The following is a 20,983-nucleotide window of genomic DNA, read 5'->3' on the forward strand; positions in this document are numbered from 1 at the left end:
CGTTCCGCACCGAGACACCGATGCACACCCGGTGTCTCGGTGCGGGGGCGGTGTCTCGCGGACGGAACGGACGGAGCGGGTGCGGTCACGGCAGGCCGCGGAGCGCGCGGTCGAGCGAACCGAGCAGCCCGAGATCGGGCTGTCGAACGAGAGGCAGCCCCGCCGACAACAGGATCGCGCGGAGTTGGCTCGGGGCGATCACGTCGGCCCACGTCCAGTGATGGACCGTGTGGACGCCGCGTCGCATCAGCCGCGCGTCCCGAGCACGCCGTTCGCCGAGTGCGACACGAGCGTCGCCCAAGGCGCCGCTGTACTTGATGTCTCCGTCGGCCTCTCCCGCCACGAGATGGTCGTTGCGCAGCCATGCGAAGTCGACGCGGTCGTCCTCTCCCGGCTCCGGACCTCGCACCCATCGCTGCATCTCCGGCACAGGAAAACCGAGCGCCTCGATAACCGTCGCGCTCACGGACTCCAGCGGTGACTCGGCAACCGCCGACGCGCGGTCGAACACGTCACGTGCGCGACGGCGACCTCGCGAGGACGGGTGAGTCTCGCTCATCGCCCGCATGCAGCAGGTGGTGAGGTGCGGATCGGCCCGGAGTGCGGCATCGGCCGTCGCACGGGCGACAGCGGGATGCCGTAGTCGCGCGGCATCCACCGCAATTTCGGCACCTGTCGCGACGAGCACTCCGCTCACCTCGTCGCACTGTGGCGGGCGTTCGGCGGCGTGCAGCCGGATCTCCCCGACAGCGTGCGTCGCTCGTGAGCCGAGGGCGACGGCGTGGACGTGCGGCGGTTCGCCGAAGACGGGGAGCCCGCGAAGTGCGGCCGCGGACTCTCGAACGAAGACGACGTCGGGGTAGACCCGCACGGCCGCATGGACGCGAGCGAGGTAGCGATCCCAAGGCGGCAGATCCCGCCACAGTTGCGCCGGGGCGTACACCCCGCGCATCACGCGAACGAGTTCCCCGCGCCGCACCGCGCGATCGACGTGCGGCTCGCCGCCTCGCGTGATCAACGGCACCGGGCACTCTCGGACATCTGGCGTAGCGATCGCGGTTGGCATGTCGCCATTGCACCCGGTGATGAGTTGCCGCCTCCGCTGCTCACCGCTTTCGGTGGGAGCCGCCACCGTCTCTCGATGTGGGGAGGAACCCCCGCTCGCCCCGCGAGACACGGTCCGTGCACCGAAACACCGGTGTGCAGCGCGTGTCTCGGTGCGCGGCGCGTGTCTCGCAGACCGGGCGGTGGTCGGTGCGGGCCGGGCGGTGGCCGGCGCGGGAGCGTAGGGGGGTGGGTCAGGCGAAGACGGCGGGCCACCAGGCGGCGGCCAGGGGATAGCCCACGAAGGCGATGACGTCGATGAGGGTGTGCGCGATCACCAGGGGCATCACGCGGCCCCAGCGCTGATAGACCCACCCGAAAACGATGCCCATCGCGATGTTGCCGGCGATCGGTCCCCACCCTTGGTAGGCGTGATATGCGCCGCGCAGCGCAGCTGTGGACAGGATGATCGTCCACGTCCCCCATCCGAGCCGCCGCAGACGGTCGAACAGGTAGCCGATGAAGATGACCTCTTCGGTCAGGCCGGCACGCACGGCTGCCAGCAGCAGGAGCGGAATCGTCCACCACGAGGAGTCGAGTGGTGCGGCGTCGACCTGCACGGTGATCCCCAGCGCGCGACCGGCGACGTAGAGGCCGAGACCCGGGATGCCGATGACGGCGACCAGCAGCACGCCCGCACCCAGATCCCGCCCGAGAACCCGGAAATCCAAGCCGATGCGACGGAACGCCGAGATCCCGGGCTCCCACAGCAGGTAGATCGCCAGTGCGATGGGGGCGAACGCGAAGAACTGGGCCAGGAACTGGTTGAGGACGTCCCAGAACTGGGCGGCGTTCGCGCCCGGGTTCAGCGAGGTCGACTGGTCTGCCAGGGCCTGGTCGCGCGTCAGCGCCTGGACGAGCGCGAGCACCGAGGACAGCGCCGAGCGCCCGACCGACAGAGCGAGCACAATGCTGATCTCCCACCACAACCGGGCGCGCGTGCCCCTCAGTCTTGGCAGTTCGGCGGCCTCGGAATCGCTCACCTTGTCAGATTGCCATATCGGCCCTGAACTGAGTTAAGGGTCTGTAACGTTTTCCCTAACGGTTTTGATCGACGCTGATCAAAACTTATGGTTTCGGTATCCGCGCCGTGGGTGTTTCACCTGCCTGCGCATCCATCCCTTACCCAGGAGGAAAATTGAAGAAGTCACGCTGGGGAGCACTTGTCGCGGTCACCGCGGCCGGCGCCCTCGCCCTGACGGGCTGCACGGCCGGCGGCGGCGGCAACGCCACCAACGCTGCGCCGACCGGTGGCACCGTCACGATGGCCATCGTGAACGACCTGACGTCGCTGAACAGCAACACGCCGCAGGGCAACCTGGACACCAACGGGCAGTACGTCTACCTGACCACGGGCGGGTTCTTCTACCCGGACAACAGCTTCAACCTCGTCAAGGACGAGTCGTTCGGCACGTACGAGAAGACCTCGGACGACCCGCTGACCGTGAAGTACACGCTCAAGAAGGACCTCAAGTGGTCCGACGGCGAGCCGATCACGGCCGACGACATGGTGCTCGCGTGGGCGATCGCCTCGGGCCACTACGATGACGCGACCACCGACGCGGACGGCAACGTCACGGGTGGCACGCAGTACTTCCAGATCGCGGGTTCGACGGCGGGCATCAACTCGACCGACTTCCCCGAGGTGGGCGACGACAACACGTCGATCACGCTGAAGTACTCCGAGCCCTACGTGGACTGGGAGATCTTCAGCCCCATCGCGCAGCCCGCGCACGTCGTGGCCAAGAAGGCCGGCCTCTCCTCGGCCGCTGACCTGACGAAGCTCCTCCAGGGTCTGCCCAAGGGCGACCCGAAGGCTCCCGTCGCCGCGAACGACACCCTGAAGAAGGCTGCGGACTTCGTCAACACGGGCTACGACATCACGTCGTTCCCGACCGACAAGGACCTGCTGGTCACCTCGGGCCCGTGGGTGCTCTCGGCGTGGACGCCGGGTCAGTCGCTGACGTTCGAGCACAACCCCAACTACAAGGGCAACCTCGCGCCGAAGATCGACAAGCTCGTCATGCGTGTCATCGGCGACGCCGCCGCGCAGGTCACGGCTCTGCAGAACGGCGAGGTCGACCTCGTCTACCCGCAGGCATCCGCCGACACGAAGAAGTCGCTCGAGGCCGTCTCGGGTGCTCAGGTCATGACCGGTGACCAGGTCTCCTACGACCACCTCGACCTGAACTTCGGCTCGGAGGTGTTCAAGGACGCGACCGTCCGCGAGGCCTTCCTCCTGACGGTTCCGCGTCAGCAGATCCTCGACGCGATCGTGACGCCGGTCAACCCCGACGCCAAGGTCCTCGACTCGCAGATCTGGCTCCCGAGCCAGTCGGAGTACGCGACCACCGTCGCCCAGAACGGCTCGGACAAGTACGACCCGTCCAAGCTCGACGACAACATCGCGAAGGCCAAGGAGCTCCTCGCCGGCAAGACGCCGACCGTGAAGATCCTCTACAACACGAAGAACCCGAACCGCGTGGACGAGTTCCAGGCGATCCAGTCCTCCGCGGCCAAGGCCGGCTTCCAGGTCGTCGACGGTGGCGACCCCAAGTGGTCGACCCTGCTGTCGGCTGGCAACTACGACGCGTCGCTGTTCGGCTGGATCTCCCCGGGTATCGGCACGGCGCAGATCCCGCAGCTGTTCTCGACCGACGGTGGTGGAAACTACAACAAGTTCACCGCTGCCAACGACGACGCGATCGCGTCGCAGACCACGGTTGACAAGGACAAGCTGACGCAGCTCCTCCTGAACATCGACAAGACGGCGTTCACCGAGGGCTACGGCCTGCCCCTCTTCCAGGCGCCCGGCATCTACGGCGTCTCCAGCAAGCTGGACGGCGTCAAGTACATGGGCAACCAGACCGGTCCGATCTGGAACAACTGGGAGTGGTCCGTCAAGCAGAGCACCAACACCAAGTAGTACCCACGCCAGGGTGGCGTCTACGGTAGATCCCGAAGGCGCCACCCTGGCCCCTGTCTGTCAACCGATGGGCGAGGCGATCGCAACCCGATGCCGCCCGCCCGTCGCACGTCGAAGTGAGTGACCTTTGGTCGGTTTCATTCTCCGTAGGGTCGGTGTGTCGATCCTCATCCTCCTCGCGGCATCCTTCGTGATGTTCAATCTCGTCGCTCTGTCGACGGATCCGCTCGAGGACCTCCGCTCTTCCAACAACCCGAACAAGCAGCAGCTGATCGAAGCGCGAATTCAGCTCGCCAACCTGGACGTCGCGCCTCCGCTTCGCTGGGCGATGTGGGTCGGCGGCGCCGCCAAGTGCCTCATCCCCTTCGCGAACGCCTGCGACCTGGGCACCACCTTCCAGGGCGCCCCCGTCACCGACGTCCTGCCGATCGCGATGGTGTCCACCATCCAGATGGTCACGGCGGCCCTGCTGCTGGCCATCCTCTTCGGCATCTCGACCGGAATCCTCTCTGCGCTGCGTGAGAACAGCGGCTTCGACGTGTCGTTCACCGTCCTCAGCCTGTTCCTCTACTCCCTGCCGTCCTTCCTGGCCGCCGCGCTTCTCAAGAACTTCGTCGCCATCGGCTTCAACGACTTCCTGCAAGACCCCGTCATCCCCATCGTCGTCGCGGTGATCGTCGGGATCGTGGTGGCATTGATCGTGCAGGCGGTCGTCGGCGGTGACACCCGCCGTCGCCTCACGTCCGGGGGCACGAGCTTCGTGCTCACCACGGGCCTGCTCATCTACATGAGCGTCACCGGCTGGTTCCTCACGCCCGGGTTCGGCCCGGTCGGCGTCATCGTGCTGAGCGCAGGTGCCGCCCTCGGTGTGACCGTGCTGATCGCCGGCATCCACCAGCGCCGCGCGTTGCTGACGGCCGGCATCGTCGCCGTCGCCGGAATCATCAGCTACTTCGCGCTGCAGGGTCTGTTCGACGTGTCCACGTTCGCCACCATCGGCATCCTTTTCGTCGTGGCGCTGGCGGTCGGCTTCGCGGCCGGCTTCTTCGTCGGCGGAGACGACCGCGCCCAGAACATGCGCATCGGTGTTCTGGTCGCCGTGATCATCAGCGTCATCATCCTCATCGACCGCTTCATGCAGTCCTTCCCCGGCTACATGGAGGACATGAACGGACGCCCGATCGCGACCGTCGGCTCCTCGACGCCGGGATACGCTCCCGACAACATGTGGCGCGTCGGTCTGGACGTCTTCTTCCACCTGCTGCTTCCGACGATCTCGCTGCTGACGATCTCGTTCGCGGGGTACACGCGTTATGCCCGCGCCGGCATGATCGAGGTGCTCAGCCAGGACTACGTGCGCACCGCTCGCGCCAAGGGCATGCCCGAGCGGGTGGTGGTCGTCCGCCACGCATTCCGCAACGTGCTGATCCCGATCACGACGCTCGTCGCGACCGACCTCGGCGGGCTGCTCGGTGGGGCCATCATCACGGAGTTCATCTTCGCGATCCCCGGTATGGGTGCGCTCTTCCAGCGCTCGCTGGGTCCCGGTGACCTGTACCCGGTGATGGGCTACTTCATCGTCATCGCCTTCATGGCCATTCTGTTCAACTTCCTTGCCGATCTCGCGTACGCGGCACTCGACCCGAGAGTGAGGGTGCGCTGATGTCCAGCACCATCTCCGAAACCCCCGGCGACGTCGAAGAGCGCTCGATCAGTCAGAGCCGGATCATCTGGCGCCGTTTCCTCTCCCAGAAGGTCGGCCTCATCGCCGCCATCGTCCTGCTGGCGGTCGTGGCCTTCGCCACGAGCGCCGTCGGGCTCGGCCCGATTCCCGGCTGGTGGAAGTACAACTGGTACGACCTGTCGAACAGCGTCAACGGCGGAGAGCCGACTCTGAGCCTGTTCCCGTTCTCGCTCGGCGACCACCCCTTCGGTCAGGACCGCATCGGGCGCGACTATTTCGCGATGACCATGCGCGGCATCCAGAACTCGTTCGTGGCCATGGTGCTGATCACGGGCATCGCGCTGATCGTGGGTGTCACGGTGGGCGCGATCGCGGGCTACTTCCGCGGCTGGGTCGACGCGGTGCTCATGCGCCTGACCGACGTCTTCATCGTGATCCCCGCCATCGTGATCGCCGCCGTCGTCGGTAACTGGGCCGGCGCGGTCGGCGTATGGGTCTTGGGCTCCATGCTCGGGTTCTTCAGCTGGATGGTGATCGCGCGTCTCGTCCGCGGTGAGTTCCTCTCGCTGCGCGAACGGGAGTTCGTCGAGGCTGCCCGCGTGGCCGGCGCCTCCGATGCCCGCATCATCTTCCGGCACATCCTTCCGAACGCGACCGGTGTGATCATCGTGTCGGGATCGCTCCTGGCAGCCGGTGCCATCCTGCTCGAGGCGGCGATCTCGCTTCTCGGCTACGGCATCCGCTCTCCTGACGTCTCGCTGGGTCTGCTCATCGGTGTCAACCAGTCGGCCTTCACCGTGCGGCCGTGGCTGTTCTGGTGGCCGGCGCTGTTCATCGTCACGCTGGCGCTGTCGGCGAACATCTTCGGCGATGCCCTCCGCGAGGCCTTCGACCCGCGCAGCCGTCGGTTCTCCCGTCGTCGCACGAAGGAGCGCGCCGACGGTGTCGAGCCCGATGTCGCCGCTCCGACGAGCCTGATGGATGCCGCGGCGCAGAACCCGCGCACCGGCACGCCGACCCTGCAGGATCCGGAGTAAGACCGGATGCCGTCAGAGGTTCAGCAGCGCCGGAACGGTCGCCGCGGCCAGCAGCAGGCTCAGCGCGAGGGCGGTGACGTGCACGTGCACGCGGGCGCGGTCGCTTCCCGCGCGGCCCAGGGGGATGGCCTCGCTCTCCACGAGCCGATGCCATGCTCCCCGGATGATGTACGCGGCGTCACCGGAATCGGTGCCGAGGGCGTCGGACTTGCGCAGGACGCCGCCCTTCTGGTCGGGTCCGAGGCTGTCACGCCCTCCGCGCGGCATGGTGAGTGCGCCGGCCGCGGGCGCCGCGGACGATCGATATCGACGCGAGGGCGTCACCACGGTCAGCGCGAAGCGGGTGTCGATGTCGACGACCATCGTCCACGGGACGGTCGTGGTCGCGTAGGGGTTCACGAGCGTGATGGACTGCTCGTCCCAGATGATGCGCGGACGCCAGAACAGCTCGCCCACCAGCAGCGCGATCAGCGCCAGCGGCACCAGAGCCCACAGCTGCTGCGTCGACCGGGTCGCGCCGAGCAGAACCACCAGCGCCGCGCCGGCGGTCACAGCCACCCATGCGCCGATCGCGATCACGGTGTTCGTGGTCGATCGGTACAGGCGCACGTCATCCGTCATCACCCCATCGTCGCATTCCGGACCACGAGTCCGTTCGCACGCACAACAGAAGGAAACCGCCGATGAGAACCTCCCGCGGCATGCTGCCCACGACCGAGGCGCACCAGCCGGACAGCGGTCCGGTGCTCGAGGTCACCGACCTCAACGTCGACTTCGGCGTCGACGGGTACTGGGTGCCCGCCGCCCGCCACGTCTCCTACTCGATCGCTGCCGGCGAAGTGCTCGCCATCGTGGGTGAGTCCGGGTCGGGAAAGAGCGTCTCGTCGATGTCGCTGCTGGGCCTGCTGCCGAAGAACTCCCGCGTGAGCGGCAGTGCGAAGCTGGCTGGCCGCGAGCTCATCGGCATGAAGCCTCGGGAGATGCAGGAGATCCGCGGCAACCAGATCTCGATGATCTTCCAGGAGCCCATGACGGCGCTGAACCCGGTCCTGACGGTCGGGTTCCAGATCGTGGAGACGTTGCGCCAGCACTTCGGCGTGTCTCCGGCGGAGGCCAAGGCGCGGGCCGTCGAGCTTCTGACGCTGGTCGAGCTTCCCGACCCGCAGAAAGCCTTCGACTCGTACCCGCACCAGCTGTCCGGCGGCCAGCGTCAGCGCGCGATGATCGCGCAGTCGCTGTCGTGCGACCCGCTGCTGCTGGTCGCGGACGAGCCGACGACCGCGCTCGATGTGACCGTTCAGGCGGAGATCCTCGAGCTCATGCGAAAGCTCCAGGACCGTCTCGGCTCGGCCATCCTGCTGATCACGCACGACATGGGCGTCGTCGCCGACATGGCCGACCGCATCGTCGTGATGCGTCAGGGCGACATCGTCGAGACCGGCACGGTCGCGAGCGTCTTCGCCGACCCGCAGCATCCGTATACGAAGGCGCTGCTGTCGGCGGTGCCGCGCATCACCACCGTGGATCTGCAGGCTCCCGATGCTGCCACCCCGTCCACTCCCGTGGTGGTGTCGTTCGACGACGTCGCGATCGAGTATCCGAAGCGCGGTCGGGTGCCGGCTTTCCGTGCGGCCGACCACATCGACCTGAAGATCTACCAGGGTGAGGTGCTGGGCCTGGTCGGCGAGTCCGGCTCGGGCAAGACGACGATCGGTCGCGCCACGATCGGTCTGCTGCCCATCCACTCCGGCCGGCTGACCGTGGCCGGCATGGACATCTCGAAAGCGAACCGCGAGCAGCTGCACGCCCTCCACCACGAGGTGGGCATCGTCTTCCAGGATCCGTCGAGCTCGCTGAACCCTCGGATGACCATCGGCGATTCGATCGCCGAGCCGATCAAGCTGTCCGAGAAGATCAAGGGCGCGCCCCTCGACAAGCGCGTGCGAGCGCTGTTGGACTCCGTGCGACTGCCGCGCGATTATGCATCTCGTTACCCGCACGAGCTCTCCGGTGGGCAGAAGCAGCGCGTGGGCATCGCCCGCGCCCTCGCTCTCAACCCGAAGGTCCTGGTCGCCGATGAGCCCACGAGCGCCCTCGACGTCTCCGTGCAGGCCACGGTTCTGGAGCTGTTGAAGGATCTGCAGCGTGAGCGCGGGTTCGCCTGCCTGTTCATCAGCCACGACCTCGCCGTCATCGATGAGCTGGCCGACCGGATCGCGGTCATGCGCCACGGCGCTCTCGTCGAGGTCGGCACCCGCGACCAGATCATGCGTCGCCCGCAGCAGGCCTACACCAAGCGTCTTCTGGCAGCCGTGCCGGTGCCCGACCCCGACATCCAGCGTGAGCGCCGTGACAAGCGTCTGGCTGATCTCGCCGCCGGTGTGGACGCCGATGAGACACCGGGGGATGCCGCCGCGCACGCCTGAGAGAGGTGCGCGGAGCGCGGAGGAGGACGCCGCGGCATCCGGCTTGTAGAATGGGAGGCGCTCTGCTCGGAGCGTCTCCCTTTCTCGTTAGGTCATTTCATGGCGCACGCCCTCCGTCCGGATCTCCGTAACGTCGCGATCGTCGCGCACGTCGACCACGGCAAGACCACGCTCGTGGACGCGATGCTCCGTCAGACCGGCTCCTTCGGCTCCCACGAGCACATGGAGGAGCGGGCGATGGACTCGAACGATCTTGAGCGCGAGAAGGGCATCACGATCCTCGCGAAGAACACGGCGATCACCTACAACGGTCTGCACACCGAGGTGCCGGTCACGATCAACGTCATCGACACCCCCGGTCACGCCGACTTCGGCGGCGAGGTCGAGCGCGGGCTTTCGATGGTCGACGGCGTCGTCCTGCTGGTGGATGCCTCGGAGGGCCCCCTGCCGCAGACGCGCTTCGTCCTCCGCAAGGCGCTCGAGGCGAAGCTTCCGGTCATCCTGCTGGTCAACAAGACCGACCGCCCCGACGCGCGCATCGCGGAGGTCGAGGAGGAGGCCCACGACCTGCTGCTGGGGCTCGCTGGCGACCTCGTTGACGACGTGCCCGACCTCGACATCGATGCGCTGCTGGACGTCCCGGTCGTGTACGCGTCCGGTCGTGCCGGCGCCGCCTCGCGCAACCGGCCCGCGAACGGCGAGCTGCCGGACAACGACGACCTCGAGCCGCTGTTCGAGGCCATCCTCGAGCACGTCCCCGCTCCCGCCTACGACGACGAGGCGCCGCTGCAGGCCTGGGTCACCAACCTCGATTCCTCGCCGTTCCTCGGGCGTCTGGCCTTGCTCCGTGTCTTCAACGGCACGCTGAAGAAGGGGCAGACCGTCGCCTGGGTGCGTCACGACGGCTCGCACACCAACGCGCGCATCACCGAGCTGCTCAAGACCCGTGCTCTCGAGCGCTACCCCGCCGAATCTGCCGGCCCCGGTGACATCGTCGCCATCGCCGGCATCGAGGACATCACGATCGGCGAGACGATCGCCGACCCCGAAGACGTGCGGCCTCTGCCCGCGATCACCGTCGACGACCCGGCCATCTCGATGACGATCGGCACCAACACCTCGCCCCTCATGGGCAAGGTGAAGGGTCACAAGCTGACCGCGCGCATGGTCAAGGACCGTCTCGATCGGGAACTGATCGGCAATGTCTCGCTCAAGGTCGTCGACATCGGTCGCCCCGATGCGTGGGAGGTGCAGGGTCGCGGTGAGCTGGCTCTCGCGATCCTCGTCGAGAACATGCGCCGTGAGGGCTTCGAGCTGACCGTCGGCAAGCCCCAGGTCGTCACCAAGCGCGGTGAGGACGGCAAGCTGAAGGAGCCCTTCGAGCACCTCACGATCGACGCCCCGGAGGAGCACCTCGGCGCGATCACGCAGCTCATGGCGGCGCGCAAGGGCCGCATGGACACCATGACGAACCACGGCACCGGTTGGGTGCGCATGGAGTTCGTGGTGCCCTCGCGCGGCCTGATCGGCTTCCGCAGCGAGTTCCTCACGATCACCCGCGGCACCGGCATCGCCAACGCGATCTCGCACGGCTACGACGACTGGGCGGGCCAGATCACCACCCGCCAGAACGGGTCGATCGTCGCCGACCGGATGGGTGTCGTGACCCCGTTCGCGATGATCGCGCTCCAGGAGCGCATGAGCTTCTTCGTGCAGCCGACCGAAGAGGTCTACGAGGGCATGGTCATCGGCGAGAACTCGCGCGCCGATGACATGGACGTGAACATCACGAAGGAGAAGAAGCTCACGAACATGCGTTCGTCGACCTCCGACTCCTTCGAATCGATGACGCCGCCGCGCGTGCTCACGCTCGAGGAGTCGCTGGAGTTCGCCCGCGACGACGAATGCGTCGAGGTCACGCCCGAGAAGGTGCGCATCCGCAAGGTCGTGCTCGACGCGACCGAGCGCGGCCGCGCGGCATCCCGGGCGAAGCGCCAGGACGGCTGAGCGCCGCGGGAAGCCTCATGCCCGCAGAATCTTCTCGAGTGGGCGACCTCGCGCGACCTCGTCGACGAGTTTGTCCAGGTAGCGGATCTTCTGCATCAACGGATCTGCGATCTGCTCCACTCGCACACCGCAGATCACACCCGTGATCTGCGCGGCGCCGGGATGCAGCCGCGCACCCGCGAAGAAGTCACGGAAGTTCGTCTGCGCGGCGAGGTGATCCGCGAGTTCCTGGGCGCTGTATCCCGTCAGCCATCGTGTGACGGCCTCGACGTCGTCCGCTGAGCGGCCCTTACGCTGCACCTTCTGGACGTAGAGCGGGTAGACGCGGGCGACGGGCATGTCGAAGATCCGCTCCATGACGGGCACCCTACTCGCCCGCAGGCGTTCGCGGGCAGACGAACTGTCAGGATGGTGGGCATGGATGCCGCAGCTGAGGCCCGAGAGGCCGTGCGTCGCGCGCGGCGCGAGGCTGTGGGCGTCGCCGTCGCGACGAGCGCCTACGGTGTCTCGTTCGGCGCTCTGGCCGTCGCCTCCGGTCTTGACGTGTGGCAGACGTGCGTGCTGAGCCTGCTGATGTTCACCGGGGGATCGCAGGTTCGCGTTCGCGGGCGTTCTCGGCGCGGGAGGGCTCGCCGCCGCGCCCGCGGCGATCGCTTCGGCCGCGCTGCTCGGCGTGCGCAACGTCGCCTATGGACTGCGCATGGCCCCGGTGGTCGGGCACGGCTGGCGCCGCCTCGTGGCGCCCCAGGTCACGATCGACGAGTCCACGGCGGTCGCTCTGGCTCACGGAGACCCCGCGGCGCGCCGAACGGGCTTCTGGATCACGGGCGTCGGCATCTACGTCGGGTGGAACATCTCGACACTCGGCGGTGCGCTGCTCGGCGACGTCCTCGGTGATCCTCGCACCTACGGGCTGGACGCGGCTGCGGCTGCGGCCTTCCTGGCGCTGCTGTGGCCACGTCTGCGTCGCCGCCAAGCGGTCGCGGTCGGCGTCGCCGCAGCGGTTGTGGCCACCGCGCTCACACCCGTGCTCATGCCCGGCCTTCCCGTGCTGGTCGCCGCCGTGGTCGCCATCGCCGTCGGCTGGACCAATGCGTTCGCGGGTCGCGCATCATGACGACGTGGACGGCAGTGCTCGCGGCATCCTTCGCCTGCCTGGCGCTGAAGGTGTTGGGGTACGCGATTCCTGCGCGATGGTTCGGCTCGGCCCGCGCCGAGCGTTCGATCGACCTGCTGACGGTGGCGCTGCTGGCTGCGCTCGTCGCCGTGCAGACCCTGGGGGCCAGCCCGCAGATCGTCGCCGATGCGCGGGTGCCGGCGATCGTCGCCGCCGCCGGGCTGCTCATGCTGCGCGCCCCCTTCCTGATCGTCGTCATCGCGGCGGCGCTCGTGGCTGCGGTGCTCCGGGCGCTGGGGTGGGCCACGTAGAATCGCGGCGTGAGAATCGCACGGATCGGGAGCTGGGCCGTCGCCGCGGTGATCGGCCTCTTCTACGGGGCCGCCGGGACCATCGGTCAGTCCGCGCTGTGGGGCCCGGTGCCTCTGGGGCTCATCGTCGCCGTGATCGGCACCGGCGCACTGCTGCTGGCGGTGCGGGTGCTGACCGGTGACCGCTGGGCGGCATTGGCAACAGGTCTGGGCGTCATGCTGACGACGCTCGTGCTGTCCGGACGCGGCCCGGGCGGATCGGTCGTGGTTCCGGCGCCCGCCGACGGCCAACTCTCCACGGGAGTGATCTGGACGGTGGCCGTGCCCGTGATGGTGGCCGTCGTCGTGGCCTGGCCGCGCCTGTCCCCCCGCGCAACGACCCCGTCGGGGTCGGCTTTTCACGACCACGGTGCGAGCACGAACTAGACTCGACACGTGACATATGTGATCGCGTTGCCCTGCGTGGATGTGAAGGATCGTGCCTGCATCGACGAATGCCCCGTCGACTGCATCTACGAGGGCGAGCGCTCGCTCTACATCCACCCGGACGAGTGCGTGGACTGCGGCGCGTGTGAGCCGGTGTGCCCCGTCGAGGCGATCTACTACGAAGACGACCTGCCGGCCGAGTGGCAGGACTACTACACGGCCAACGTCGAGTTCTTCGACGACATCGGCTCGCCCGGCGGTGCCGCCAAGGTCGGTGTGATCGCCAAGGATCACCCGGTCATCTCGGCCCTCCCGCCACAGACGCACTGATGGCCGTCCGCGACCTCGACGATTACCCCTGGGATGCCGTCGCTCCCTTCGCCGCGCGGGCGCGCGTGCACCCGGGCGGCATCGTGGATCTTTCCATCGGTTCTCCCGTCGACCCCACGCCGGAGGTCGTCGCGGCGGCGTTGCGTGACGCCACGGATGCGCACGCCTATCCGCAGACCGTCGGCACCGCGGCCCTGCGCTCCGCCATCACGGCCTGGTATGGCCGGCGGCGCGCCGTGCCTGGCCTCAGCGTCGACGAGGTCCTCCCGACGGTCGGCTCGAAGGAACTCGTCGCGCTTCTGCCGTTGCTGATGGACCTCGGCGCCGGCGACATCGTCGTCCACCCCCGCGCCGCGTACCCCACCTACGAGGTCGGGGCGAAGCTGGTGGGGGCGACGCCCCTCGCCGCGGACGATCCCGCACAGTGGCCCGTGGGCACGCGCCTGGTGTGGCTCAACACCCCCGGCAATCCGGACGGACGTGTGCTCGGCGTCGACGAGTTGCGTGCCGCCGTCACGCGTGCGCGGGATCTGGGCGCCGTCATCGTCAGTGACGAGTGCTACGCGGAGCTCGGGTGGGACGGGCCCTGGGCAGACGCTCCGATCCCCAGCATCCTCGATCCGCGCGTCGTCGGACAAGACCGACGCGACGTGCTGTCGGTGTACTCGCTCAGCAAGCAGTCCAATCTCGCCGGATACCGTGCCGCCTTCCTCGCCGGCGACGCCGACCTCGTGTCGCGGCTGCTGACAGCACGCAAACACCTCGGTCTCATGCTCCCCGGGCCCGTTCAGAGCGCGATGACGGCTGCGCTGGCCGACGACACCCACGTGGCCGCGCAGCGCGAGCGCTATCGCGCGCGTCGGGAAGTGCTCCGCCCGGCTCTCGTGGCGGCGGGATTCCGCATCGATCATTCCGAGGGCGGCCTGTATCTCTGGGCCACCGAGGGCGTCGACGCATGGAAGACCATGGACCGCCTCGCCGATCTCGGCATCCTGGCCGGGCCGGGCCACTTCTACGGCGCACATTTCCCCGAGCACGTCCGCTTCTCGCTGACGGCGACCGACGAGCGGATCCGGGCAGCGGCGCAACGGCTGGCGCCGACGTCGTAGGTTTCCTCCTACGAACTGGCTGTTCCTTTGCGTGCGATCTGCGTTGGAGCGCGCGCCCAGTAGGCTGTAAAAGACCCCACCCACCGCAAGGAGGCTTCGTGAGCGACGCGGGACACCCCCAGAAGGCCACCGTCACCGTCGGTGACCGCACCGCCGAACTGCCGATTCTCTCCGGCACCGCCGGCGCACCCAGTGTCGACTTCTCGACCTTCACGAAGCAGACCGGCTACACGAGCTTGGACTATGGCTTCGTGAACACGGCGGCCACCAAGTCGGCGATCACGTTCATCGACGGCGACCAGGGCATCCTGCGATATCGCGGCTACCCGATCGAGCAGCTCGCGAAGAACAGCACGTACCTCGAGGTCGCCTGGCTGCTGCTGTACGGCGAGCTTCCGACGGCGGATGAGCTGGGGGAGTGGGACGACAAGATCCGTCACCACACGCTGCTGCACGAGGACCTCAAGCGCTTCTTCTCCTCCCTCCCGCACACCGCCCACCCGATGTCGGTGCTATCGGCGGCGACGGCGGCGCTGTCCACCTACTACGAGGGCCAGTCCGACCCCAACAATCCCGAGCACGTCGAGCTCAACACCATCCGCTTGCTGGCGAAGCTGCCGGTCATCGCGGCGTACGCCCACAAGAAGAGCATCGGTCAGGCGTTCCTCTACCCGGACAACTCACTGAGCTTCGTCGACAACTTCCTGCGGCTGAACTTCGGCAACCTCGCGGAGACGTACCAGGTGAACCCGGTGACCTCCCGGGCGCTCGAGCGTCTGCTGATCCTGCACGAGGACCACGAGCAGAACGCGTCGACCTCGACGGTGCGTTTGGTCGGATCGACCGGCGCCAACCAGTTCTCCTCGATCTCCGCGGGCATCAACGCTCTCTACGGCCCGTTGCACGGTGGCGCGAACGAAGCCGTGCTCGACATGCTCGCGCGCATTCAGGACTCCGGCGAAAGCGTCCAGCGCTTCGTCGAGCGCGTGAAGAACAAGGAGGACGGGGTCAAGCTGATGGGCTTCGGTCACCGCGTCTACAAGAACTACGACCCGCGCGCGAAGCTCGTCAAGGAGTCCGCCGACGAGATCCTCGCCGAGCTGGGCGTTCACGATCCGCTGCTGGATCTCGCCCAGGAGCTGGAGCAGGTCGCCCTCGAGGACGACTACTTCAAGGAGCGTCGCCTCTACCCCAATGTCGACTTCTACACGGGGGTCATCTACAAGGCGATGGGCTTTCCCACGCGCATGTTCACGCCGCTGTTCGCGATCGGGCGCCTGCCCGGCTGGCTGGCCCACTGGCGTGAGATGCAGTACGACCCGCAGACGAAGATCGGGCGTCCCCAGCAGCTCTACGTGGGCGCGGGCGAACGCAACTATCCCGGGGCTGTCTGACCGACGCGGCATCCGCGCGCCACGTGCGAAGCGTGCACCGGGCGATCCGCTAGGGTCGAGCCATGTCGCGTCTGCTCGTTCGTCGTCCGTCTCCGCGCCTCGCCGACGGCGAGGTGACGCATATCGGGCGGACCTCGGTCGACCCCGCGTTGGCGCAGCGCCAATGGGAGGCGTACGTCGACGTCTTCCGCTCGCGCGGATGGGAAGTCATCGAGATCGACCCGGCCGATGAGCAGCCCGACGGGGTGTTCGTCGAGGATGCCGTCGTCGTCTTCGGTGATCTCATCGTCCTCTGCCGCGCCGGCGCCGAGTCACGGCGCAGCGAAGCCCCCACGGTGCGCGATGCCGTGGCCGCCACCGGACTGGAGACGGCGGAGATCGTCGCGCCCGGCACCCTCGACGGCGGTGACGTCCTGAAGATCGGCTCGACCGTGTACGTCGGTGCATCTTCGCGCACCAACGCCGACGGCATCGCGCAGCTGACGGCGCTGCTGGCGCCGCGGGGATGGCAGATCGTCGCCGTTCCCGTCGAACGGGTCCTCCACCTCAAGAGCGGCGTGACCGCGCTGCCCGACGGGACCGTGGTCGGCTTCGAGCCCCTGGTCGACGACCCGGCCGCCTTCGCGACGTTCGAAGCCGTGCCCGAGGAGCACGGTACGGCTGTCGTCGTCCTCGGCCCCGACGAGGTGCTGATGTCCTCCGATGCTCCCGAGACCGCGGCCCGCTACGAGGCGCGTGGACTGCGGGTCGTTGCGACGCCCATCACCGAGTTCGAGAAGCTCGAGGGCTGCGTCACGTGCCTGTCGGTGCGTATCCGCGACTGAGCGGCGCGTCCGGCTCTCGGGCCGTCGCAGTGGCTTCGGATCTGCGCAACAGAATCGGATCGCGCGGGGCGCGGCATCCGATTCTGTCGCCGATCTCCGATTCTGTGCGCGTGATCAGCCGATGAGCGTCGCGGCGTAGTCGGGGACGTAGTTCTGCAGCTCGCGCGGAGGGCGTTCGTATCCGCCGGATGCCGGGCGAGCCGGGATCGCGATCGGCGCGCGCTCGACCTCCTCGTAGGGGATCTGCGAGAGCAGGTGATGGATCATGTTGATGCGGCCGCGACGCTTGTCCTCGTTGTCGACCTCGAACCACGGCGACTCCGGGATGTCGGTGTGCACGAACATGGTGTCCTTCGCGCGCGAATAGTCCTCCCACTTGGTGATCGACAGGACATCGTTGGGGGAGAGCTTCCAGCGTCTCATCGGGTCGTCGTTGCGGGAGCGGAATCGCTTCTCCTGTTCGACGTCCGAGACGCTGAACCAGTACTTCTTCAGCAGGATGCCGTCTTCCACCAGCATCCGCTCGAAGATCGGCACCTGGTGCAGAAACCGGTGGTACTCCGCGTTCGTGCAGTACCCCATCACGTGCTCGACACCGGCGCGGTTGTACCAGGACCGGTCCATCAGCACGATCTCGCCGGCCGCGGGGAGGTGGGCAATGTAGCGCTGAAAGTACCACTCGCTCTTCTCACGCTCGGTCGGCGTCGGAAGCGCCACGACGCGCGTGACCCGAGGATTGAGGTACTGCGAGACCCGGCTGATCGTCGATCCTTTGCCGGCGGCGTCGCGTCCTTCGAAGATCACCACGATGCGTGCTCCGGTGCTCTGCACCCACGCCTGCATGTCGACCAGCTGCGCCTGCAGTCGTTTCAGTTCGCGTTCATACGTCGCCTTCGGCATCCGGTCGCTCATGACCAGATGCTATCCGTCCCCGCCGCCGGCGTCCTCAGGCGTGCAGAGCCTCGTTCAGCGTCACCCCGACGCCCTCGCGGCGGACGGCCTCGACCGCACCCGTGAGCGAGTTGCGGCGGAAGAGCAGGCTGTTCTGGCCCGACAGCTGAGCGCCCTTGACGATCGGGCGCGATCCATCGTGCAGCGGGGGTTCGTTGGGGAGCACGATCTTGGATCCGGCGGTGACATAGAGTCCGGCCTCGACGATGCAGTCGTCGCCGAGCGAGATGCCGATGCCCGCGTTCGCGCCGAGGAGCGTGCGGGCGCCGATCGATACGCGGTGCGTGCCGCCACCCGACAGCGTGCCCATGATCGACGCGCCGCCGCCGATGTCCGAGCCGTCGCCGACGACGACGCCCTGGGAGATGCGCCCTTCGACCATCGAGGAGCCCAGCGTGCCGGCGTTGAAGTTCACGAAGCCCTCGTGCATGACTGTCGTGCCGGGGGAGAGGTAGGCGCCCAGCCGCACCCGCGAGGCGTCGGCGATGCGCACGCCCGGAGGGGTCACGAAGTCGAGCAGGCGGGGAAACGTGTCGAGGCTGTGCACCTGGATGCCGGCGCGCTGCAGTGCCGGGCGGAGGCGTTCGGCGTCGTCGGGGTGCATCGCGCCCGCCGTGGTCCACGCGACGATGGGAAGGTGCGCGAAGATGCCGTCGAGGTTCACGTCGTTGGGGCGGACGACCCGGTGAGACAGCGCGTGCAGACGGAGATAGGCGTCGGGAGTGGACGCCGGTGCGGCGTCGAGGTCGATCGAGACCGTGACGATCTCGACACGCACCGCGCGACGCGCGTCGGGTCCCGCATACTCGGCCCATGCCGCCGTGGCGGACGCCGTGTCGGCGTCGTCGCCGGTGCCGGCGTGGACCTCCGGGAACCAGGTGTCCAGGATCGTGCCGTTCTCGCTCGTCGTCGCGAGGCCGATGCCCCATACCGTCCGCTGTTCGCTCATGCCCTCCAGGCTATCGAAGCCGGACCCCTCGATAGACTCGCCCCATGCCCGTGCTCGACCTCACCGCCTCCTCCGTCGACCTGACCCGAGCGATCTGCGACATTCCCAGCGTGTCGGGCGACGAGGCGACCCTCGCCGACGCGATCTTCGCTGCGATCTCGCCGCTGGATCACCTCGACGTCTATCGCGACGGCGACACGATCGTCGCGCGCACCCACCTCGGGCGCGCGCAGCGCGTGGCGATCGCGGGGCACATCGACACCGTGCCGATCAACGCGAACCTGCCCACGCGCGACATCGAGATCGACGGCGAGCACTACCTCTGGGGTCGCGGGACCGTGGACATGAAGGGGGGCACGGCGGTGCAGCTGAAGCTCGCCGCCGAACTCGTCGATCCCCGCGTCGACATCACCTGGCTCTGGTACGACAACGAGGAGGTCGCGTCGGACCTCAACGGTCTCACGCGTCTGGCGCGCACGCGCCCCGACCTGTTCGCCGCCGACTTCGCGATTCTGGGGGAGCCCTCCAACGGGCAGGTGGAGGGCGGATGCAACGGCACCCTGCGCGCCGTCGCCCGCACCCGTGGGGTCCGCGCCCACAGCGCCCGCTCGTGGATGGGGGAGAACGCCATCCACGGTGCGGCGCCGATCCTGGCACGCCTGGCCGAGTATCGCCCGCGCGAGATCGACGTCGACGGGCTCGTCTACCGCGAAGGACTGAACGCCGTGCGCATCTCGGGCGGCGTCGCGGGCAACGTCATCCCCGACCTGTGCGAGGTGGAGGTCAACTTCCGTTTCGCGCCCAGCCGCAGCGTCGCCGACGCCGAGGCTCACGTGCGCCGCGTTCTGGACGGGTTCGACGTCGAGATCGTGGATGCCGCGGCGGGCGCACGTCCGGGACTGGACGCACCGCTCGCACAGGAGTTCCTCGCCGCCGTGGGTGCTGAGGCGCGCCCGAAATACGGCTGGACGGACGTCGCGCGGTTCTCCGCTCTGGGGGTACCCGCGGTCAACTACGGACCCGGCGACCCGATCTTGGCCCACCACGACGAAGAGCGGGTGCCGTTCGGCCAGATCGAGGACGTCGAGCGGAGCCTGCGGGCATGGCTGAACGGGCGCTGACCGCCGAGGCGGCGCCGCGGGGAGGGACCGGGCCGCTCGGACGGCTCCTCGTCCTGCGCCCCGCCGTTGCGGTCGCCGTCGTCTACCTCGCGGCCCGCCTGATCACCACGGCGTTCCTGCTCATCGCGGCCGAACTGTCCGGCCCGACGTCGCGTTTCGGCGCAGACGCCACGATCGGAACCCTCTCGATGGGCTGGGACGCGCAGTGGTACTGGGTCGTCGGCAGCGCGGGCTACCCCGCACACCTTCCCGTCGATGCGACCGGAGCGGTCACGCAGAACGCGTGGGCCTTCATGCCCGTCTATCCGGCGCTCACGCGGGCTCTGTCGGTCGTGTTCGCGGGAAACTACCCCCTCGCCGCCGTTGTCCTCGCCCTCGTCGCCGGGTACGGGGCCTGCCTCGTCTTCTTTCACCTCCTCCGTGAGAAGCTCACGGCGGACACGGCGCTGTGGGCGGTCGCGCTGCTGGCGGCATCCCCTCTCGCAGCGCTGTTCCAGATGGGCTACGCGGAGTCGCTCTTCCTGCTGTGGCTGTTCCTGGCCCTGTGGCTTCTCGTGCGGCGCCGGTTCGTGTGGCTGTACCCGTTGATCGTCGTCATGGGGTACACGAGACCCGGCGTGCTCGCATTTGCGCTCCTGCTCGGCGCCTACGGTGTCGTGCGGTGGCTGCGCCGACGCCGCGACCCGCTGCCGACCGTGCAGGTGGTGCACATCGTCGCGCTCGGCGTTCTCGCGGTGGCGGTGGGCTTCTCGTGGCAGGTGATCGCCGGCGCCGTGACGGGCGATCCGGCGGCGTACATGGAGACCGAGCTGTCGTGGCGGCGCGGGTGGATCGGCGAGGGCGCTTTCGTGCCCTTCGACGGGTTCGTGCAGGGAGCTGCGCTCTGGTTCCGCCTCTGGGGGCTCCTCGAGATCGTCGCATACCTCGCACTCGCGGCGGCCGTCGTGGCGATCGCCGCGGTGATCGCATTCGAGCCGCACGTGCGCCGGCTCGGGTCCGAGATGCGGCTCTGGTCGGCGAGCTACGTGCTGTACCTGCTGGTGGTGTTCTTTCCGCAGTCGAGCATCTTCCGCCTGCTCCTGCCTCTCGCGCCTCTCTACGGAGCCATCGCCGCCCCGCGGCATCCCCTCTGGCGGTGGGGGGCGCTCCTGGTCGGACTCATCGGCCAATGGTGGTGGATCTACCAGATGCTGGCGATCGGGAACTCGTACACCCAGATCCCCTGATCGCGACCCTCCGGCACGCCGCGTGCGGCCGGTGTCTCGGC

The 20,983-nt window shown here is 68.1% G+C and carries 19 protein-coding genes and 1 pseudogene; 14 read left to right on the forward strand and 6 right to left on the reverse strand.

The genetic code is table 11. The features are described from left to right. Nucleotides 1-85: 85 nt before the first annotated feature. Together ABS64_RS03070 and ABS64_RS03075 are read right to left on the reverse strand one after the other, a co-directional pair. The gene (locus ABS64_RS03070) at nt 86-1,024 is read right to left on the reverse strand and encodes a hypothetical protein (protein WP_271171014.1); all 939 of its coding nucleotides are present in this window, start codon (nt 1,022-1,024) and stop codon (nt 86-88) included. A gap of 274 nt (nt 1,025-1,298) precedes the next feature. Further along, the gene (locus ABS64_RS03075) at nt 1,299-2,087 is read right to left on the reverse strand and encodes a CPBP family intramembrane glutamic endopeptidase (protein WP_204947350.1); all 789 of its coding nucleotides are present in this window, start codon (nt 2,085-2,087) and stop codon (nt 1,299-1,301) included. A gap of 155 nt (nt 2,088-2,242) precedes the next feature. Here ABS64_RS03075 and ABS64_RS03080 point away from each other — a divergent pair, with 155 nt between their 5' ends. From ABS64_RS03080 to ABS64_RS03090, 3 genes are all read left to right on the forward strand, one after another. Next, nucleotides 2,243-4,030: an ABC transporter family substrate-binding protein gene (locus ABS64_RS03080; protein WP_061681423.1), complete on the forward strand. Its 1,788-nt coding sequence runs from the start codon at nt 2,243-2,245 to the stop codon at nt 4,028-4,030. A 157-nt stretch (nt 4,031-4,187) separates the two neighbouring features. Beyond that, a complete protein-coding gene (locus ABS64_RS03085) occupies nt 4,188-5,693 on the forward strand; it encodes an ABC transporter permease (protein ID WP_052241305.1) in 1,506 nt (501 codons plus the stop codon). After that, the gene (locus tag ABS64_RS03090; protein WP_036284938.1) at nt 5,693-6,751 is read left to right on the forward strand and encodes an ABC transporter permease; all 1,059 of its coding nucleotides are present in this window, start codon (nt 5,693-5,695) and stop codon (nt 6,749-6,751) included. Before ABS64_RS03085 ends, ABS64_RS03090 begins: the two co-directional genes overlap by 1 nt. A 12-nt stretch (nt 6,752-6,763) precedes the next feature. Here the strand turns inward: ABS64_RS03090 and ABS64_RS03095 are convergent, their stop codons facing one another. Beyond that, the gene (locus tag ABS64_RS03095; protein ID WP_036284935.1) at nt 6,764-7,372 is read right to left on the reverse strand and encodes an integral membrane protein; all 609 of its coding nucleotides are present in this window, start codon (nt 7,370-7,372) and stop codon (nt 6,764-6,766) included. Nucleotides 7,373-7,434: 62 nt separating this feature from the next. On the opposite strand from ABS64_RS03095, the gene ABS64_RS03100 reads away from it, so the two are divergent. Beyond that, nucleotides 7,435-9,177, forward strand: coding sequence for an ABC transporter ATP-binding protein (locus ABS64_RS03100; RefSeq protein WP_292680765.1), 1,743 nt, complete (start codon nt 7,435-7,437; stop codon nt 9,175-9,177). Between the two features lie 99 nt (nt 9,178-9,276). Beyond that, complete coding sequence (gene typA, locus ABS64_RS03105) at nt 9,277-11,184, forward strand: translational GTPase TypA (protein WP_292680768.1); 1,908 nt, start codon at nt 9,277-9,279, stop codon at nt 11,182-11,184. A gap of 15 nt (nt 11,185-11,199) precedes the next feature. Here typA and ABS64_RS03110 read toward each other — a convergent pair whose 3' ends face one another. Further along, nucleotides 11,200-11,541 (reverse strand): DUF2200 domain-containing protein, encoded by a 342-nt coding sequence (locus ABS64_RS03110; RefSeq protein ID WP_036284927.1) that lies wholly within the window; start codon nt 11,539-11,541, stop codon nt 11,200-11,202. A 60-nt stretch (nt 11,542-11,601) separates the two neighbouring features. Between ABS64_RS03110 and ABS64_RS03115 the strand changes: the two are divergent. The 7 genes and pseudogenes from ABS64_RS03115 to ddaH all read left to right on the forward strand — a co-directional run bounded on the left by ABS64_RS03115 (nt 11,602) and on the right by ddaH (nt 16,695). Next, nucleotides 11,602-12,301, forward strand: a pseudogene (locus ABS64_RS03115) (AzlC family ABC transporter permease). Then, complete coding sequence (locus ABS64_RS03120; RefSeq protein ID WP_292680770.1) at nt 12,298-12,612, forward strand: AzlD domain-containing protein; 315 nt, start codon at nt 12,298-12,300, stop codon at nt 12,610-12,612. The pseudogene ABS64_RS03115 and the gene ABS64_RS03120 overlap by 4 nt, the downstream one beginning before the upstream one ends. 9 nt (nt 12,613-12,621) lie before the next feature. After that, complete coding sequence (locus tag ABS64_RS03125) at nt 12,622-13,038, forward strand: hypothetical protein (protein ID WP_036284919.1); 417 nt, start codon at nt 12,622-12,624, stop codon at nt 13,036-13,038. A 9-nt stretch (nt 13,039-13,047) separates the two neighbouring features. Next, nucleotides 13,048-13,368, forward strand: a complete 321-nt coding sequence (gene fdxA, locus ABS64_RS03130) for a ferredoxin (protein ID WP_005053693.1) — start codon at nt 13,048-13,050, stop codon at nt 13,366-13,368. Beyond that, nucleotides 13,368-14,477, forward strand: a complete 1,110-nt coding sequence (gene dapC / locus ABS64_RS03135; RefSeq protein WP_036284917.1) for a succinyldiaminopimelate transaminase — start codon at nt 13,368-13,370, stop codon at nt 14,475-14,477. The genes fdxA and dapC overlap by 1 nt, the downstream gene beginning before the upstream one ends. 98 nt (nt 14,478-14,575) lie before the next feature. Continuing rightward, entirely contained in the window at nt 14,576-15,871 is a 1,296-nt protein-coding gene (locus ABS64_RS03140; RefSeq protein ID WP_005053689.1) for a citrate synthase, read from the forward strand. Nucleotides 15,872-15,933: 62 nt separating this feature from the next. Continuing rightward, entirely contained in the window at nt 15,934-16,695 is a 762-nt protein-coding gene (ddaH, locus tag ABS64_RS03145; protein ID WP_036284915.1) for a dimethylargininase, read from the forward strand. A gap of 114 nt (nt 16,696-16,809) precedes the next feature. On the opposite strand, the gene ppk2 is transcribed toward ddaH, so the two are convergent. Both ppk2 and dapD read right to left on the reverse strand, forming a co-directional pair. After that, on the reverse strand, nt 16,810-17,595 hold the full coding sequence (ppk2, locus tag ABS64_RS03150) for a polyphosphate kinase 2 (RefSeq protein ID WP_005053685.1): 786 nt from the start codon (nt 17,593-17,595) through the stop codon (nt 16,810-16,812). Nucleotides 17,596-17,641: 46 nt separating this feature from the next. Then, nucleotides 17,642-18,595 (reverse strand): 2,3,4,5-tetrahydropyridine-2,6-dicarboxylate N-succinyltransferase, encoded by a 954-nt coding sequence (gene dapD, locus ABS64_RS03155; protein WP_292680780.1) that lies wholly within the window; start codon nt 18,593-18,595, stop codon nt 17,642-17,644. Between the two features lie 44 nt (nt 18,596-18,639). On the opposite strand from dapD, the gene dapE reads away from it, so the two are divergent. Next, the gene (gene dapE, locus ABS64_RS03160; RefSeq protein WP_036284910.1) at nt 18,640-19,716 is read left to right on the forward strand and encodes a succinyl-diaminopimelate desuccinylase; all 1,077 of its coding nucleotides are present in this window, start codon (nt 18,640-18,642) and stop codon (nt 19,714-19,716) included. Then, nucleotides 19,698-20,942, forward strand: coding sequence for a hypothetical protein (locus ABS64_RS03165; protein ID WP_288120667.1), 1,245 nt, complete (start codon nt 19,698-19,700; stop codon nt 20,940-20,942). Before dapE ends, ABS64_RS03165 begins: the two co-directional genes overlap by 19 nt. Nucleotides 20,943-20,983 lie beyond the last annotated feature (41 nt).

Origin of the sequence: Microbacterium sp. SCN 69-37, assembly GCF_001724435.1 — a bacterium.
In the GTDB taxonomy this organism is placed as follows: Bacteria; Actinomycetota; Actinomycetes; order Actinomycetales; family Microbacteriaceae; genus Microbacterium; species Microbacterium laevaniformans.

What these genes read in the sequence shown, in the direction of transcription:
- ABS64_RS03090 (WP_036284938.1), top strand. Translation starts at nt 5,693, where the DNA reads ATGTCCAGCACCATCTCCGAAACCCCCGGCGACGTCGAAGAGCGCTCG.
- ABS64_RS03095 (WP_036284935.1), bottom strand. Translation starts at nt 7,372, where the DNA reads ATGACGGATGACGTGCGCCTGTACCGATCGACCACGAACACCGTGATC.
- ABS64_RS03100 (WP_292680765.1), top strand. Translation starts at nt 7,435, where the DNA reads ATGAGAACCTCCCGCGGCATGCTGCCCACGACCGAGGCGCACCAGCCG.
- typA (WP_292680768.1), top strand. Translation starts at nt 9,277, where the DNA reads ATGGCGCACGCCCTCCGTCCGGATCTCCGTAACGTCGCGATCGTCGCG.
- ABS64_RS03110 (WP_036284927.1), bottom strand. Translation starts at nt 11,541, where the DNA reads ATGGAGCGGATCTTCGACATGCCCGTCGCCCGCGTCTACCCGCTCTAC.
- ABS64_RS03120 (WP_292680770.1), top strand. Translation starts at nt 12,298, where the DNA reads ATGACGACGTGGACGGCAGTGCTCGCGGCATCCTTCGCCTGCCTGGCG.
- dapC (WP_036284917.1), top strand. Translation starts at nt 13,368, where the DNA reads ATGGCCGTCCGCGACCTCGACGATTACCCCTGGGATGCCGTCGCTCCC.
- ddaH (WP_036284915.1), top strand. Translation starts at nt 15,934, where the DNA reads ATGTCGCGTCTGCTCGTTCGTCGTCCGTCTCCGCGCCTCGCCGACGGC.
- ppk2 (WP_005053685.1), bottom strand. Translation starts at nt 17,595, where the DNA reads ATGCCGAAGGCGACGTATGAACGCGAACTGAAACGACTGCAGGCGCAG.
- dapD (WP_292680780.1), bottom strand. Translation starts at nt 18,595, where the DNA reads ATGAGCGAACAGCGGACGGTATGGGGCATCGGCCTCGCGACGACGAGC.
- dapE (WP_036284910.1), top strand. Translation starts at nt 18,640, where the DNA reads ATGCCCGTGCTCGACCTCACCGCCTCCTCCGTCGACCTGACCCGAGCG.
- ABS64_RS03165 (WP_288120667.1), top strand. Translation starts at nt 19,698, where the DNA reads ATGGCTGAACGGGCGCTGACCGCCGAGGCGGCGCCGCGGGGAGGGACC.